Origin of the sequence: Mesorhizobium sp. M1A.F.Ca.ET.072.01.1.1, assembly GCF_004023325.1 — a bacterium.
Lineage (GTDB): Bacteria > Pseudomonadota > Alphaproteobacteria > Rhizobiales > Rhizobiaceae > Mesorhizobium.
This window is the reverse complement of the sequence record NZ_RZSF01000053.1, coordinates 12,052-28,363: the sequence shown is the minus strand read 5'-3', so window position 1 is coordinate 28,363 and position 16,312 is coordinate 12,052. Positions and strand designations below refer to the sequence as shown.

Annotated in this window: 11 protein-coding genes and 1 pseudogene; 10 read left to right on the top strand and 2 right to left on the bottom strand. The window is 64.7% G+C overall.

Annotated elements, in window-relative coordinates; translation table 11 throughout:
* Positions 1 to 529, bottom strand: a pseudogene (locus EOA32_RS10715) (mechanosensitive ion channel family protein); the annotation flags it as partial.
* 205 nt (positions 530 to 734) lie between these two features.
* Between EOA32_RS10715 and EOA32_RS10710 the strand changes: the two are divergent.
* The 5 genes from EOA32_RS10710 to EOA32_RS10690 all read left to right on the top strand — a co-directional run bounded on the left by EOA32_RS10710 (position 735) and on the right by EOA32_RS10690 (position 7,539).
* Entirely contained in the window at positions 735 to 1,994 is a 1,260-nt protein-coding gene (locus EOA32_RS10710) for a sarcosine oxidase subunit beta (RefSeq protein ID WP_066999623.1), read from the top strand.
* 12 nt (positions 1,995 to 2,006) lie between these two features.
* Positions 2,007 to 2,300, top strand: coding sequence for a sarcosine oxidase subunit delta (locus EOA32_RS10705; RefSeq protein ID WP_128371728.1), 294 nt, complete (start codon positions 2,007 to 2,009; stop codon positions 2,298 to 2,300).
* Positions 2,297 to 5,287: a sarcosine oxidase subunit alpha gene (locus EOA32_RS10700; RefSeq protein ID WP_128371727.1), complete on the top strand. Its 2,991-nt coding sequence runs from the start codon at positions 2,297 to 2,299 to the stop codon at positions 5,285 to 5,287. Before EOA32_RS10705 ends, EOA32_RS10700 begins: the two co-directional genes overlap by 4 nt.
* Before the next feature lie 22 nt (positions 5,288 to 5,309).
* On the top strand, positions 5,310 to 5,897 hold the full coding sequence (locus tag EOA32_RS10695) for a sarcosine oxidase subunit gamma (protein ID WP_095830140.1): 588 nt from the start codon (positions 5,310 to 5,312) through the stop codon (positions 5,895 to 5,897).
* 199 nt (positions 5,898 to 6,096) lie between these two features.
* Complete coding sequence (locus tag EOA32_RS10690; protein ID WP_128371726.1) at positions 6,097 to 7,539, top strand: MFS transporter; 1,443 nt, start codon at positions 6,097 to 6,099, stop codon at positions 7,537 to 7,539.
* A 27-nt stretch (positions 7,540 to 7,566) separates the two neighbouring features.
* Here the strand turns inward: EOA32_RS10690 and EOA32_RS10685 are convergent, their stop codons facing one another.
* Positions 7,567 to 8,271, bottom strand: a complete 705-nt coding sequence (locus EOA32_RS10685; RefSeq protein WP_128371725.1) for a nitroreductase — start codon at positions 8,269 to 8,271, stop codon at positions 7,567 to 7,569.
* 235 nt (positions 8,272 to 8,506) lie between these two features.
* Here EOA32_RS10685 and EOA32_RS10680 point away from each other — a divergent pair, with 235 nt between their 5' ends.
* The 5 genes from EOA32_RS10680 (at position 8,507) to EOA32_RS10660 (ending at position 16,175) form a co-directional block, all read left to right on the top strand.
* Positions 8,507 to 9,094, top strand: a complete 588-nt coding sequence (locus EOA32_RS10680; protein WP_170950187.1) for an XRE family transcriptional regulator — start codon at positions 8,507 to 8,509, stop codon at positions 9,092 to 9,094.
* Between the two features lie 106 nt (positions 9,095 to 9,200).
* Positions 9,201 to 11,654, top strand: coding sequence for an FAD-dependent oxidoreductase (locus EOA32_RS10675; protein ID WP_128371724.1), 2,454 nt, complete (start codon positions 9,201 to 9,203; stop codon positions 11,652 to 11,654).
* Positions 11,651 to 12,550: a homocysteine S-methyltransferase family protein gene (locus EOA32_RS10670; RefSeq protein WP_128371723.1), complete on the top strand. Its 900-nt coding sequence runs from the start codon at positions 11,651 to 11,653 to the stop codon at positions 12,548 to 12,550. Before EOA32_RS10675 ends, EOA32_RS10670 begins: the two co-directional genes overlap by 4 nt.
* On the top strand, positions 12,550 to 13,731 hold the full coding sequence (locus tag EOA32_RS10665; RefSeq protein WP_128371722.1) for a pyridoxal phosphate-dependent aminotransferase: 1,182 nt from the start codon (positions 12,550 to 12,552) through the stop codon (positions 13,729 to 13,731). The genes EOA32_RS10670 and EOA32_RS10665 overlap by 1 nt, the downstream gene beginning before the upstream one ends.
* A complete protein-coding gene (locus EOA32_RS10660) occupies positions 13,728 to 16,175 on the top strand; it encodes an FAD-dependent oxidoreductase (RefSeq protein WP_128371721.1) in 2,448 nt (815 codons plus the stop codon). Before EOA32_RS10665 ends, EOA32_RS10660 begins: the two co-directional genes overlap by 4 nt.
* Positions 16,176 to 16,312 lie beyond the last annotated feature (137 nt).

Here is a 16,312-nt window from a genome sequence, read left to right as displayed (position 1 = left end):
GGCTCAGCGCATCGCTCAACTCGTAGCGTTTCGTCAGAACGCTGCGGAAAAGCTGACTGCGTAGCGTGGCGATCCTGTCGACCAGCCCGCTGATGCGGATGGACAGGTTCTGCGCGCCGGCGACCACGGCGTTGATCTCGGCCTTCTCGGCCGTAAGCGCCGCGCGCTCGTTGGCGACGATCGCCGGCTCCGGCGGCTGCCCCTGGGCCGGCGGCGGCCCCAATACCTGGATGCGCGCATTGATGTCGTTGAGGCGTGATCGGAACGCGAGCGCGCTGTTCAGCGCCGCCCGTGAAATATCCTCGAGCTGCAAGCGGATATCGACAAGGCCGGCGTCGTCCTGGTCTGGGGCGCTTAACTTCTTCTCCAGTCCGTCGGTCTTGGCCGTCAGATCCTGGATGGCCTTGGTCTGGTCGGCGATGAGCTGCGTGGAGCCCTGGCCGATCGCCTGCGCCATCGCGCCGGGCGAGGGCTGCGCCGCGACGGCGACAATGGCGATCAGGATCAGGCGGAGCAGTCGGAAAATCATGACGTGACGGGCGACTCACGGCCGAAAAATCTTCGAAAATCCTGCCCTTGATAAAGACCGGCCTATCAGGCGGCAAGACGTCTCCATCCGCGGGCCTCGGCGCGGATCGAAGTCGGCCTGTCGAAAAGCGATGGCGCAATCTTGGCTTTGCGCTTCTCGCCTGCTCTATAGTCTGCCGGCTCGCACCAAAAGGACGACAGGAAGAATGGCGGAATACTCAGCCTTTTCGCTGCTCAAGAACGCGCTCAACGGCAACCAGGACTGGAAACCGGCCTGGCGCAAGCCGGACCCCAAGGCGTCCTATGATGTGATCGTCATCGGCGGCGGCGGCCATGGGCTCTCGACCGCCTATTACCTCGCCAAGGAGCACGGCATCACCAATGTCGCTGTGCTGGAAAAAGGCTGGCTGGGCTCGGGCAATGTCGGCCGCAACACCACGGCAGTGCGCTCCAACTATCTTTTGCCGCAGAACACCCGCTTCTACGAGCATTCGATGAAGCTGTGGGAGAACCTGTCGCATGACCTCAACTACAACGTCATGTTTTCGCAGCGGGGCTGCCTGAACCTCGCGCACACACCGGCTCAGCTCGACGACTATGCAAGGCGCGGCAATGCCATGCGCCATCTCGGCGTCGACGCCGAGCTGATGAGCGTCAATGAGATCAAGCGGCTTGTTCCGGCCCTGGACGTTTCGGGCTCGGCGCGATTTCCAATCCTTGGCGGGCTGATGCAGCCGCGTGCCGGAACCGCGCGCCACGACGCCGTCGCCTGGGGCTATGCGCGCGGCGCCGACCGGCGCGGCGTCGACATCATCGAGAATTGCGAGGTCACCGGCTTCCTGCGCGACGGCGACCGCATCACCGGTGTGACGACGACACGCGGCGATATCCGCGCCAAGAAGGTGGCGCTTGCGGTGGCCGGCAGCACTGGCCAAGTCATGCAGCTTGCCGGCATTTCGCATATGCCGATCGAAAGCCACGTTCTGCAGGCCTTCGTCTCGGAATCGCTGAAGCCGATCATCGGCACCGTTCTCACCTTCGGCATGGGCCACTTCTACATCTCGCAATCCGACAAGGGCGGCCTCGTCTATGGCGGGGACCTCGACGGCTACAACAGCTATGCCCAGCGCGGCAGCCTGCCCGTCGTCGACGAGGTGATGAGCGAGATGCTGGCACTGTTCCCGGGCCTGGCGCGGGTGCGCATGCTGCGCTCCTGGGGCGGGCTTTGTGACATGACGATGGACGGTTCGCCGATTATCACCACCGGCCCGCTGCCCGGCATGTATCTCAATTGCGGCTGGTGTTATGGCGGCTTCAAGGCGACACCAGCCTCAGGCTGGTGCTTTGCCTGGACCATCGCCAAGGACGAGCCGCACGAGTTCAACGCGCCCTTCACGCTCGACCGTTTCTATCGCGGCCTCATCATCGACGACAAAGGCCAGGGCGCGACGCCGCGGCTGCATTAGGTTTCGAATCATATGCTGATCACTTGTCCCTATTGCGGCCCGCGCGATGTCATTGAGTTCACCTACCAGGGCGACGGCAACCGCGAGCGGCCGCAGCCGGCCTCGCAGGATCTCGACGCCTGGAATGCCTATGTCTACGACCGGCTGAACCCGGCCGGCGACCACAATGAGATCTGGCAGCATTTCGGCGGCTGCCGCGCGCATCTGCGGGTGGTGCGAAACACCTTAACCCATGAAATCTTGAGCACTGCCTTTGCCCGTGGCGGACACAAGTCCGCGGGCCACAAAGCGGGAGGCCACCAGTGAGCCCTCGCCGCACAGAAACCGGCGGCCGCATCGACCGGCTGCGCACCATCCGCTTCACCTTCGACGGCGCGCGCTATACCGGACACGCCGGCGACACGCTCGCTTCGGCGCTGCTCGCCAACGGCGTGACGCTGTTCGGCCGTTCGTTCAAATACCATCGCCCGCGCGGCCTGCTCGCCGCCGGCGTCGAGGAACCGAACGCTCTGGTGACGGTGCTGCGCGGCGAGGTGCGCGAGCCCAACATTCCCGCCACCATGGTCGAGATCTATGACGGGCTCGTCGCGGTCAGCCAGAACCGCTCCCCCTCGCTCGCCTGGGATATCGGCGCGCTCAACCAGCTCGGCGGCAAGCTCCTGTCGGCCGGCTTCTATTACAAGACCTTCATGGGACCGGTGATCGGCCCGTTGAAAGGCACGCGCTTCTGGATGTTCTGCGAGCATTTCATCCGCCGCGCCGCCGGCCTCGGCAGAGCCGGCACCGCGCCCGATACTTCGCGCTACGAGCGCATGAACGCCTTCTGCGACGTGCTGGTCGTCGGTTCCGGCCCGGCCGGGCTGATGGCGGCGAAGGCCGCGGCCGACCAGGGCGCCCGCGTGATCCTGGCCGAGCTCGAAGCAAAGTTCGGCGGCTCCGCCAACTGGTCGGGCGAAACCATCGACGGGGCGTCGGCAGCCGACTGGGCGGCGCGCATCGTCGGCCAGCTCGAAGGCAATGACAATGTCCGCCTTCTGCCGCGCACGACGGTGTGGGGCTATTACGACGGCAACACGATGGCCGCGCTCGAACGGGTGACGGACCACAAGGAAGTTCCGGCCAAGGGCGAGCCGCGCCAGCGCTACTGGGCGATCCGGGCCAAAACGGTGGTTCTCGCCACCGGCTCCTTCGAGCGTCCGCTTGTATTCCCCGGCAACGATCGTCCGGGCGTCATGCTGGCGCATGCGGCCGAACGCTACGCCAATGAATATGGCGTGCTGCCCGGTGAACGCATCGCACTGTTCACCAACAATGACAGCGCCTATCGTTCCGCCGTTGCACTGAAGAAGGCCGGGGCCGCCGTCGTGGCCATCGTCGATGTCCGCAGCGACGTGTCGAACGAGATGAGCAGGCTGGCGAGCCAGGCCGAAGCAGAGCTGCTTGCCGGCCATGCCGTAGTTGCGACCGAAGGCGGCAAGGCGGTCACCGGTCTCAAGGTGCGGCGCTTCGAATTGATGAACGGCGCGCTGAGCGGCGACGAGCGCAGCATCCATGCCGACTGCCTGTTGATGTCGGGTGGCTGGTCGCCGACGATCCATCTCGCTAGCCAGGCTGGAGCCAGGGCCATATGGAACCCTGCCAGGCAGGCCTTCCTGCCGCAGCCGACGCAGCGCTGGATCGGCGCCGGCGCCTTCACCGGCAGTTTCTCGACCGCGGAAGCGATTGCCGAAGGCCGCGCGGCTGGCATTCAGGCCGCCGGCGGAAGCGCGTCCTCCGCTCCGCTACCCGTCGTGGAGGCCGTCCCCGGCGAACCGGATCCGGCACCGGTCTTCGAGATCAAGGCCAAGGGCAAAAGCTTCGTCGATTTCCAGCACGACGTGACCGCCGAGGATGTGCGGCTCGCGCACCGCGAGGGCTTCGTCTCGGTCGAGCATCTGAAGCGCTACACCACGCTCGGCATGGCGACCGACCAGGGCAAAAACTCGAACGTGCCTGGCCTCGCCATCATGGCCGAGGCGCTGGGCAAGCCGATCCCCGAAGTCGGTACGACGCGGTTCCGGCCGCCCTACACGGCCGTGTCGATCGGCTCGCTGGCGGCCGAGCGTTTCGGCGACCTGAAGCCCGAGCGGCTCACGCCGATGCATGACTGGCACATCGACAACGGCGCAACCGTGTATGCGGCCGGTCTCTGGTACCGCCCGATGATCTACGGCCTCGCCGGCGAGACGGTCGAGCAGGCCTATGTCCGCGAGGCCGCGGCAACGCGTGAGAGCGCCGGCATCGTCGATGTCTCGACGCTTGGGAAGATCGCCGTTCAGGGCCCGGATGCGGCGGAATTCCTCGACCGCGTTTACACGAACATGTTTTCCACCCTCACGGTCGGCAAGGCCCGCTACGGCCTGATGCTGCGCGAGGATGGGCTTGCCTTCGACGACGGCACCACATGGCGGCTTGGCGAACAGGATTTCCTGATGACCACCACCACCGCCAATGCCGGCAAGGTGATGCAGCATCTGGAATATTTCCTCGACGTGATCTGGCCGGAACTGAAGGTCACCGTCACCTCCGTCACCGACGAGTGGGCGGGGGCCGCGATCGGCGGACCGAAAGCCAGGGCGATCCTTGCTGCCTGCGTGAAGGGCACGGCCGTCGACAACGCCGCGCTTCCGTTCATGGGCATTGTGCACGGTGAGATCGCCGGCGTGCCGGTGATGATTTGCCGCCTCTCCTTCTCCGGCGAGATGGCCTTCGAGGTCTATTCCGGCGCCGGCTATGGAATGCGCGTTTGGGTGGCTCTCATCGAGGCCGGCAAGCCTTTCGGCCTGGTCGCCTACGGGCTCGAGGCGCTTGGCACCATGCGCATCGAGAAGGGCCACGTCACCGGCGCGGAGATCGACGGCCGCACCGCGGCGCGCGACCTGCATCTCGACTGGATGCTGTCGAAGAAGAAGCCATTCATCGGTTCCGCCATGATGGACCGCGAAGGGCTGATCGCTCCGGACCGGCTGGAACTGGTCGGCTTGATCGCTCTCGACAACCGCGCGCTCAACGGTGGCGGACATATCGTCGAGGAACTGGACGCAGAGAACCCGCACGATTCGATCGGCCATATCACCGCCTGCTGCTATTCGCCGGCGCTCGGCAAATACATAGCGCTTGCGCTGGTCAAAGGCGGCAAGGGGCGCCACGGCACGCGCGCCTTCGTCTCCGATCCGCTGCGCAACCGGTTCGGGCCGGTCGAGATCGTCTCCAACCATTTCTACGATCCGGACGGGAGCCGCATGCATGGTTGAACGACAACTTCCCGAGCGGCAATTGCCTGAGCGCCTGTCGCCGCTTGAACCGGTCTATCATCCAGGCTCGCACGGCAATTTCGAGCATGGCGTTGACGTTATCCTGTCCGAAACGCGGCCGGGCTCGATCCTGCAGCTCGCAGCATGGCCGGGCGAGGAGAAGCGGCTGATGTCCGGCATATACAAGGTGACAGGCCTTGCCCTGCCGGATGGAGCCGGCGGCGGCGTCGTCAACGGCGCGAAAGCCGCGTTCGGATTCGCGCCGGGCAAATTCACGGTGGTTGACGAGGCCGAGGGCTTGGCTTCCGCGTTCACGGGCCTCATCACGCCCTCCATCGGCACGATTACCGATCTCTCGCATGGCCGTACCGCGATTCGCATTTCTGGGCCCAAAGCGGAGTGGGTGATGGCGAAATTCTTCGCTATCGACTTCGCCTTGCCGGCCTTCCCGCTCGGCGCCGGCCGCTCGACCAACCACCACGATGTCTTTGCACAGATCCAGCGCACCGGTGGCGACCAATTCGACATCTATGTGTTCCGCTCCTTCGCGCGCTCCTTTTGGAAGGCCCTGTGCCACGCGAGCGAAGAAGTCGGCTACGAGGTGCACTAAGCGCAATTCCAGGAAAACTGCGCGGCGGTTTTCCGTGCCGAATTTGCCTCTGAGCAGGCAGCACTCGGGGATTGGTTCAGCCGGCGCGTGGCACTATCGACGGCCACAACTGCTGCTTGAGCCTTCGGCCAGCGAAGACGATAGATAGGGAAACGCGGCTCTCGAAGCCCCCAGGCAACCGGTTCGACAACATCCTTCCATGACCGCAGAGACTACGGCGACAGCCACGACCCGCTTTGCTCCGGCGGGTGACCCGTCGCTGCTGTTGCCGGCGACCGTCGCCTGCGGCGTGTTCATGACCAGCCTCGACCAGAATGTCATTGTGACCGCGCTGCCCGGCATCGGCGAAAGCCTGGGCCGCCCGCCCAGCCAGCTCGGGCTTTTGATCACCGTCTATGTCGCGAGCCTCATCGTCACGATGCCGCTCGGCGGCTGGCTGGCCGACCGCTTCGGCCTGCGCAACGTCTATTGCTTTGCGCTGCTGGTCTTCGCCAGCGCCTCGGCCCTCTGCGGCCTGTCGGAAAACATCTGGATGCTGGTCGGCTCTCGCGCGCTGCAGGGCTTCGGCGGTGCGCTGATGGGCACCCTCGGGCAGGTCGTGATCCTGTCGAGCTTTCCGCGCGACCGCACGCTCAGGATCAACATGTATATTTCGCTCGCCGGCCAGTCCGGCCCGCTGGTCGGGCCCCTCGTCGGTGGCGCGCTGACCACTTACGTCTCGTGGCGCTGGATCTTCTACATCAACATACCGATCGCGCTGACGGCCGCGTTGCTCGCGGCCTCGCTGTTCCCCACGACCACCAAGCCGGTCCGCACGCCCTTCGATTTTCCCGGCTTCCTGCTAGTCGGCGGCGGCATGGCGCTGCTCGTCTTCGGCATGGATTCGCTTGCCGCGAAGGACGCCGCCGCCAGCATTATCGGCGTCGAGCTTGGCCTGGCAATCGCCATCCTCACCGTCGCCGCCTTCTATTGTCTGCGGGCCCGAAACCCTTTGCTCGACCTCAATCTGCTGCGTATCCGCACCTTCCGCATCAGCTTTCTGACCGGCGGCGGGCTCGACACGATAGGGCTAAGCTCCGTTGTCTTCCTGCTGCCGCTGATGTTCCAGCTCGGCTTCGGTATGAGCGCGGTGCAGGCCGGATCGCTGACCTTCGTCGCGGCGATCGGCTCGCTGCTTATGCGCTTCTTCATGCCGCGCATCTTGAACCGCTTCGGCTTCAAGCGGGTTCTGATCGTCAACACGCCGATCGCCGCCCTGCTGGTCGCAGGTTTTGCCTTGATGCAGGAAAGCACGCCTACCTGGATCGTGCTTGCCTACATCTTCGCCTTCGGCCTTTTCCGTTCGGTGCAGTGGGCCTCGACCGGCAACCTCGCCTACTCGGACATCGCGCCCGAGCAGCTCTCGCGCTTCAGCGCCCTGTACTACATCCTTTGGCAGCTGGCGGTGGCGATCAGCGTCGGTCTGGCCGCTGCGATGCTCTCGCTGCTCGCCGGCGGCGGCCAGGCGAGCGTCAACGACTACCGGCTCCTGTTCGTTGTCGAAGGCTTGATCACGCTTTGCGCGCTGCTCGCCTATTTCAGGCTCACCCCGCAGGACGGTGCCCATGTCAGCGGCCATGGCGGGCATATCAGCACGGATTAGCACATCGGGCTGCTGTCCGCGCCGGAGCTACTTCGCGAACGTCACCCAGTGTTCGAGCGGCGCGCGGTCGGTGCGGAATTCGTTCTCGGGCTTGGACGTGTCCTCATAACCAAGCGCCATACCGCAGACCACGATCTCCTCGTCGGGAATGTCGAGCACCGGGCGGATCTGCCGGTGATAGGGCGCGAAAGCCGCCTGCGGGCAGGTATGCAGGCCCCTGCCCCGTGCCGCGACCATGATGTTCTGCAGAAACATGCCGTAGTCGATCCACGAGCCCTTGTTCAGCCGCCGGTCGACCGTGAAGATCAGGCCGACCGGCGCGTCGAAGAAGACGAAGTTGCGGTCGTGCTGCGCCCGCATCCTGTCGACTTCGCGCCGGCCGATGCCGATCGCGCCGTAGAGGCCGAAACCGTTGGCGCGACGCCGGCTGAGATAGGGCTCGAAGAACTGGTCGGGATAGTAACGGTACTCGTCCCATTCGGCCTTTTCGGCGCGGATGCCCGAATTGAGGATGGCGTCGCTGATGCGCTGCTTCACCTCGCCCTTGGTCACATAGACGCGCCAGGGCTGCATGTTGGTGCCCGAGGGTGCCCTTGCCGCGACCGTCAGGATGGCGCGGATTGTGCTGTCGTCGACCATGTCGGGCAAAAACGCGCGTACCGACCGGCGCGACATGATCGCCTCATCGACGATCGCTGCGTCGAGCGCGCTCCGGTTATTCTTCTCCAGCATGGGCCGTCCCTTCACGCATGGCTGGATCCGGCAACCCGATTCCCGCAACGACCATAGGCAGACACAAATAACTAACTGGTCCTCGACCGGACGCCCCACTCGCCATTCGATGGCGAGGCTTTGCATCAACCGCCAAAATGGCGCAAGCAAATCTTGCGTCGCATGAAAATTCACTTGATTTTTTCATGCACTTGCTTTCTCATGAAATTTGAGCAGATTTTTTCACGAGGAGCGGGTGACCTCGACCGCCATTAGATCGGAGCAGGACAATGGCGAGCGGCTGCTGGCCGGCGACATCCGTGCGCTGCGCAAGGCCCGCGGGTTGACGCTTGCCGAGATTGCTCTGAAGCTCGACCGCTCGGTAGGCTGGGTCAGCCAGGTCGAGCGCGGCTTGTCGATCCCTTCGCTTGGTGACCTGCGGGCCTTCGCCGAACTCTTCGGCGTGCCGCTCAGCCTGTTCTTCAGCCATGACGTGCCTGCCGAAGAGGAGCGCGGCGTGGTTGTGCGCGCCGGCAGCCGCCGCTCGCTTGGCACAAGCGAATCGGGCCTCGTGGAGGAGCTTCTGTCGCCCGATCTTGGCGGTAGCTTCGAGATGCTGCGCTCGGTCTTCGCGCCGGGCGCGGAACTGAAAACCGAAGCACGCCGTCCGACCGAGGAAGCGGGCTACGTCGCGTCGGGCACTTTCGAGCTCGAGATCGGCGGCGTCTGGCATCGGCTCAGCGAAGGCGACTCGTTCCGCTTCGAAGGCAAGCCGTTCCGCTGGCGCAATCCTGGCGCCGAGCCGGCGGTCGTCATCTGGGTGGTTTCGCCACCGGTGTACTGAACCAATGCATGCCGCCCAAAACTGTGCAGCGGTTTTTGGGACAAGGCCTGCATGAAACAAAGAATCAAAAGCGCGTCCTGACGCGCTTTGGACGTTGGAGGAGAACATGGCCGGTTTGCCGACCACGGCACGCGTGGTGATCATCGGAGGCGGTGTCGTTGGCGCCTCCTCACTTTACCACCTTTGCAAGGCGGGCTGGACCGACTGCGTGCTCTTGGAAAAGAACGAGCTGACCTCCGGCTCAACTTGGCACGCGGCCGGCAACGTGCCGACCTTCTCGTCGTCCTGGTCGCTGATGAACATGCAGCGCTATTCTACCGAGCTCTACCGGGGCCTCGCCGACGCGGTCGACTATCCGATGAACTACCATGTCACCGGCTCGTTGCGGCTCGCCCACACCAAGGAGCGCATGCAGGAGTTCCAGCGCGCCAAAGGCATGGGCCGCTATCAAGGCATGGACATCGACGTCGTCGGCCTCGACGAGATCAAGCGCCGTTACCCCTTCATCGAGACGCATGAGCTGAAAGGCGCGCTCTACGACCCGAGCGACGGCGACATCGATCCCGCGCAATTGACGCAGGCGCTTGCCAAGGGTGCGCGCGACATGGGCGCGAAAATCATCCGCTTCTGCCCGGTCACCGGCGTTCGCCGCGAAAACGGCGAATGGGTGGTGGCGACGCCGCAGGGCGAGATCCGCTGCGAGATCGTGATCAATGCCGCCGGCTATCGCGCCGCCGAAGTTGGAAAAATGTTCGGCCGCGAAGTGCCGATGATGGTGATGAGCCATCAATATATCCTGTTCGAGGAAATCCCCGAGCTGGCCGCATGGACCAAGGAACAGGGCAAGAAACTGCCGCTGCTGCGCGACGTCGACACCTCCTACTACCTGCGCCAGGAAAAGACCGGCATGAATCTCGGTCCCTATGAGCGCAATTGCCGCGCGCATTGGGTCGGCCACAACGATCCGATGCCGGAGGATTTTTCCTTCCAGCTTTTCCCGGACGATCTCGACCGTCTCGAGCATTACCTTGCCGACGCCGTTGCCCGTGTGCCGATCCTCGGCACCGCAGGCCTTTCCAAGGTGATCAACGGGCCGATCCCTTATGCGCCGGACGGCAATCCACTGATCGGTCCGATGCCCGGCGTGCCGAACGCTTTCGAGGCCTGCGTCTTCACCTTCGGCATTGCGCAAGGTGGCGGCGCCGGCAAGGTGCTGGCCGAATGGGTGACCGAGGGCCAGACCGAATGGGACATGTGGTCCTGCGATCCGCGCCGCTTCACCGCCTTTGCTTCGGCACCCGACTATTGCGTTGCCAAGGCCATGGAGATCTACGGCAACGAATACGCCATCCAGTTCCCGCGCCACGCCTGGCCGGCCGGCCGCGACCGCAAGCACTCGCCGCTGCATGAGCGCGTCAAAGCGCGGGGTGGCCAATTCGACGCTTATAACGGCTGGGAGCGCGTCACCTGGTACGCGCAACCGGGCGACGACATTTCGGAAGAATCAACGCTGACTTTCCGCCGCGACGGGCCATGGCAGCAGCGCGTTCGCGAGGAATGCCTGGCTGTGCGCGACGCAGCCGGCATCCTCGACCTGCCCGGCTTCTCGCGTTTCAACCTCGAAGGTCCGGGCGCCGCCGAATGGCTGGCCCTGCAGGTCACCGGCCTCGTGCCGAAGCCCGGCCGCATCGGCCTGGTTTATTTCGCGGACGATAAGGGCCGCATCGTTACCGAAATGTCGGTCGTGCGCCATGGCGAGGACCAGATGACGCTAATCACCGCGGCCGTCGCGCAGTGGCACGACTTCGAATGGTTGAAGTCGCGCATGCCGGCCGATGCGGCCTTCAGGCTGACCGATCGCACGGAGGAATACTCAACCCAGATTCTCGCCGGCCCGAACTCGCGCGCTATTCTTGCTGACGTCTGCGACGCCGATCTCTCCCTGCCTTGGCTGACGCATCAGGAGACGACCATCGCCGGCCGCTGGGCGAAGCTGGTGCGCGTCTCCTTCGCCGGCGAGCTTGGTTGGGAGATCCACACCAAGGTCGCGGACACGGCTACCGTCTTCGACGCGGTCTGGGCCGCCGGCCAGAGGCATGGCCTAAAGCCCTTCGGCATGTACGCGCTGGATTCGCTTCGGCTGGAAAAAGGCTACCGCGCCTGGAAAGGCGACCTCTCGACCGACTATTCGATCCTGCAGGGCGGGCTCGAACGCTTCGTCAAATGGGACAAGCCCGACTTCCGCGGCAAGGCGGCGCTGCTCAACGAAAGGCAGCAGGGCGTGAAGAAGCGCTTCGTCACGCTGGTCGTAGAAAGCCCCAGCGATTGCGACGCGCCCTATATGTCGACGCTCTGGCATGACGGCAAGATTGTCGGCGAGACGACGTCAGGCGGCTGGGGCCATCGCGTCGATAAGTCGATCGCGCTCGGCATGCTGCGTTCCGACCTGACCGAGCCCGGCACGGCGGTCGAGGTCGAAATCTTCGGCGACCGTTTCAAGGCGGTGGTGCAGAAGGACGAGCCGTTGTGGGATCCGAAGAACGAAAGGTTGAGAGCATGACATCCGTCATTCTTACCGATGGCGGCATGGGCCAGGAGCTGGTCCGTCGCAGTCAGTCCGAACCGACGCCTTTGTGGTCGGCCAGAGTGCTGATCGACGAACCGGAACTGGTGCGCGACCTGCATGCGGAATTCATCCGTGCCGGCGCCCGCGTCATTACCATCAACACCTATTCGGCCACGCCCGAGCGCCTGGCGCGCGAGGGCGCGGAAGAGCTGTTTAAGCCTCTGCAGAAGCGCGGCATCGAGCTCGCCCGGCAGGCACGCGACGAAGCGGGTGAGGCCGCCATCGCCGGCTGCCTCTCGCCTCTGTTCGGCAGCTACGCGCCGGCGCTGACCATCTCCTTCGAGGAGACGCTCGGCATCTACCGCCGCATCGTCGCCGAACAGGCAGAAGGCGTCGATTTGTTCCTGTGCGAGACCATGGCTTCCGCCGACGAGGCCCGCGCGGCGGTCACCGCGGCATGCGAGAGCGGCAAGCCGGTCTGGGTATCCTGGACTATCGCCGACCACGGCACGCCCCGCCTGCGCAGCGGCGAGAGCATTGCCGGCGCGGCTAGCGCCCTCGGCGATCTGCCGGTGGCGGCACGGCTGCTCAACTGCTGCCGGCCTGAAGCCATTGCCGCCGCATTGCCGGAACTGCTGACCCTCGGCGGTCCGGTTGGCGCCTATGCCAATGGCTTCACCTCGGTCGAGGCGCTCAAGCACGGCGGCACGGTCGACGTGCTGCACGCGCGCCATGATCTCGATCCAAACGCCTATGCCGACCAGGCGATGGGCTGGGTCGAGGCTGGCGCCAGCATTGTGGGCGGCTGTTGTGAAGTCGGGCCAGCTCACATCGCTGCGCTACGCGACCGGCTCATCCAGGCCGGCCATCACATCTCGGGAGTAGCCTGATGCCAAAACCATCAAAGCGCATTACCGGCATCGTGCCATCGGGCAAAGACGGCTGGGAAGTCCATTTCGCCGCCTGGACCCGCAGGGCAGCCGGCGAGGACATCATCGTGCTCTCGGTCGGCGACCATGATTTCGACACGCCGTCGCAAACGATCGAGGCCTGCGTCAACGCCGTCCGCGGCAGCAACCACCACTACACGCCGCTTCCCGGCCTGCCGCGCCTGCGCAAGGCGATGGCGGCGGCCTCCTCCGCCTGCACCGGCGTCCTGACGGAGCCCGACGAGGTCATCGCCACGGCCGGCGGTCAGGGCGCGCTCTACGCCGCCGTGCAGGGCGTGCTCGACCCCGGCGATCACGCGATCGTCGTCGCGCCTTATTATGCCACCTACCCCAACACCTTCAGCTCCGCCGGCGCCAGCTTCACCGTGGTCGAGACGCCGGCCGAGGACGGCTTCCAGCCGCGCGCCGACAGGATCCGCGCGGCGCTCAGGCCCAACACGCGCGCCATCCTGATCAACACCCCGAACAACCCGACAGGCGCAGTCTATTCGCGCGAACGGCTCGAGCAATTGGCCGAAATCTGCAAGGAGCACGATCTCTGGCTGCTATCCGACGAGGTCTACTGGACGCTCGGCGGCGGCGAGCACATCTCGCCGCGCTCGCTGCCCGGCATGTCCGAGCGCACGCTGGTCATCAATTCCATGTCGAAAAGCCACGGCATGACCGGCTGGCGCATGGGCTGGCTCACCGGCCCGAAGGCGATGATCGCGCTGATGACCGATCTCAACCTGGTGACCACCTACGGCCTGCCGGCCTTCATCTCGATCGCTTGCGCCGAGGCGCTTGAAAACCACTACGGCGTGGACGAAATAGCCGAGCGTTACGCCGGGCGCCGCGCCGTGTTCCTCGACGCCATTCGCGGCGCAAATGAAGTCACCGTGCGCGGCTCCGAAGGCGGCATGTATGTCATGCTCGACATATCGGCCATCGAGCCCGACGACGAGAAATTCGCCTGGGCGCTGCTCGACAAGGAGAAGATCGGCGTCATGCCTGGCTCGAGCTTCGGCGAGGCCGCCGCCGGCCACATCCGCATCAGCCTCTGCCAGCCTGAACCTGTCCTTCAGGAAGCAGCGCTTCGCGTGCGCCGCTTCGCTTCCGACTACCGCCGCGAGGCCGCATGACCAAAACCATTCCAACCAAAGCTCGCGCGGTCATTATCGGCGGCGGCGTCTCCGGCTGCTCGGTCGCCTATCATCTGGCCAAGCTCGGCTGGACCGACATTGTGCTGCTTGAGCGCAAGCAGCTCACCTCGGGCACGACCTGGCACGCCGCCGGCCTGATCGGCCAGTTGCGCGCCTCGCAGAACATGACCCGGCTGGCGAAATACTCGGCCGACCTCTACGTCAAGCTCGAGGCGGAGACCGACGTCGGCACCGGCATGCGCCAGGTCGGCTCGATCACGGTGGCGCTGACCGAGGAACGCAAGCATGAAATTTATAGGCAGGCCTCGCTCGCCCGCGCCTTCGATGTCGACGTGCGCGAGATTTCGCCAACCGAAGTCAAGGAGATGTACCCGCATCTCAACGTCTCCGATGTGGTCGGCGCGGTACATTTGCCTCTCGACGGCCAGTGCGACCCGGCCAACATCGCCATGGCGCTGGCCAAGGGCGCGCGGCAACGCGGCGCGACGGTTATCGAAAACGTGAAGGTCACCAAGGTCCACACCAGGACCGGCCGCGTCTCCGGTGTCTCCTGGGCTCAGGGCGAGGACCAGGGCACGATCGAGACCGACATCGTCGTCAACTGCGTCGGTATGTGGGCGCGCGAGTTCGGCCGGCAGAACGGCGTCACCATCCCGCTGCACGCCTGCGAGCATTTTTACCTCGTCACCGAGCCCATCCCCGGCCTCACCCGCCTGCCGGTGCTGCGCGTGCCGGACGAGTGCGCCTACTACAAGGAGGACGCTGGCAAGATGATGCTCGGCGCCTTCGAGCCGGTGGCGAAACCCTGGGGCATGGACGGCATCCGCGAGGATTTCTGCTTCGACCAGCTGCCCGAGGACATGGACCATTTCGAGCCGATCCTCGAAATGGGCGTCAACCGTATGCCGATGCTGGGCACCGCCGGCATCCACACCTTCTTCAACGGCCCCGAGAGTTTTACTCCCGACGACCGCTACTATCTCGGCGAGGCGCCGGAACTCTCCGGCTACTGGATGGCGACCGGCTACAATTCGATCGGCATTGTTTCCTCCGGCGGGGCCGGCATGGCCCTGGCGCAGTGGATCAATGACGGCGAGGCGCCTTTCGACCTCTGGGAGGTCGACATCCGCCGCGCCCAGCCCTTCCAGAAGAACCGTCGCTACCTCAAAGAACGCGTCTCCGAAACGCTCGGCCTGCTCTACGCCGATCATTTCCCCTACCGCCAGATGGCGACATCGCGCGGCGTGCGCCGCTCGCCCTTGCATGAGCACTTGAAGGCGCGCGGCGCCGTCTTCGGCGAGGTGGCCGGCTGGGAGCGCGCCAACTGGTTTGCCCGCGAAGGACAGGAGCGCGAATACCGTTATTCCTGGAAGCGGCAGAACTGGTTCGACAACCAGCGCGAGGAACACCTCGCCGTGCGCAACGGCGTCGGCCTGTTCGACATGACCTCGTTCGGCAAGATCCGCGTCGAGGGCCGCGACGCCTATGCGTTCCTGCAGCGGCTCTGCGCCAATGACATGGACGTGGAACCGGGCAAGATCGTCTACACGCAGATGCTCAACGCCAAAGGCGGCATCGAGAGCGACCTCACCGTGACGCGGCTCTCGGAGACGGCCTATTTCCTCGCCGTGCCCGGCGCCACCTTGCAGCGTGACCTCGCCTGGCTGAGGCGGCACGTCGCCGACGAATTCGTCGTGATTACCGATGTAACCGCTGCCGAAGCGGTCATCTGCCTGATGGGCCCCGATTCGCGGAAACTGATCCAGAAGGTGAGCCCCAATGATTTTTCCAACCAGGCCAATCCGTTCGGCACCTTCCAGGAGATCGAGATCGGCATGGGATTGGCCCGTGCCCATCGCGTTACCTATGTCGGCGAGCTCGGCTGGGAACTCTATGTCTCGACCGATCAGGCCGCCCATGCCTTCGAGGCGATCACTGAAGCCGGCGCCGATGTCGGGCTGAAGCTCTGCGGCCTGCATACGCTGGATTCCTGCCGCATCGAAAAGGCCTTCCGCCACTTCGGCCACGACATCACCGACGAGGACCATGTGCTGGAGGCAGGCCTTGGCTTTGCGGTGAAGACGGCCAAGAGCGACTTCATCGGCCGTGACGCGGTGCTCAGGAAGAAGGAAGCCGGGTTGAGCCGCAGGCTGGTGCAGTTCCGCCTCAAGGATCCGCAGCCCCTGTTATTCCACAACGAGGCGATTCTGCGCGACGGCAAAATCGTCGGGCCGATCACCTCGGGCAATTACGGCCATCATCTCGGCGGCGCGATCGGGCTCGGCTATGTGCCCTGCAAGGGCGAGAGCGAGGCGGATGTGCTGGGCTCATCCTACGAAGTCGAGATCGCCGGCGAACGCTTCGCCGCGGAAGCATCGTTGAGGCCGATGTACGACCCGAAGGCTGAACGGGTGCGGATGTAGCGCAGCGTTCCCTTCTCCCCGTTCAACGGGGAGAAGGGCCCGAAGGGCGGATGAGGGGCAGCGCCACACCTTTGTAAGTTGACGCCGCCCCTTCATCTGCTGCCGCCATCTTCTCCTCATTTAACGAGAGAAGAGAG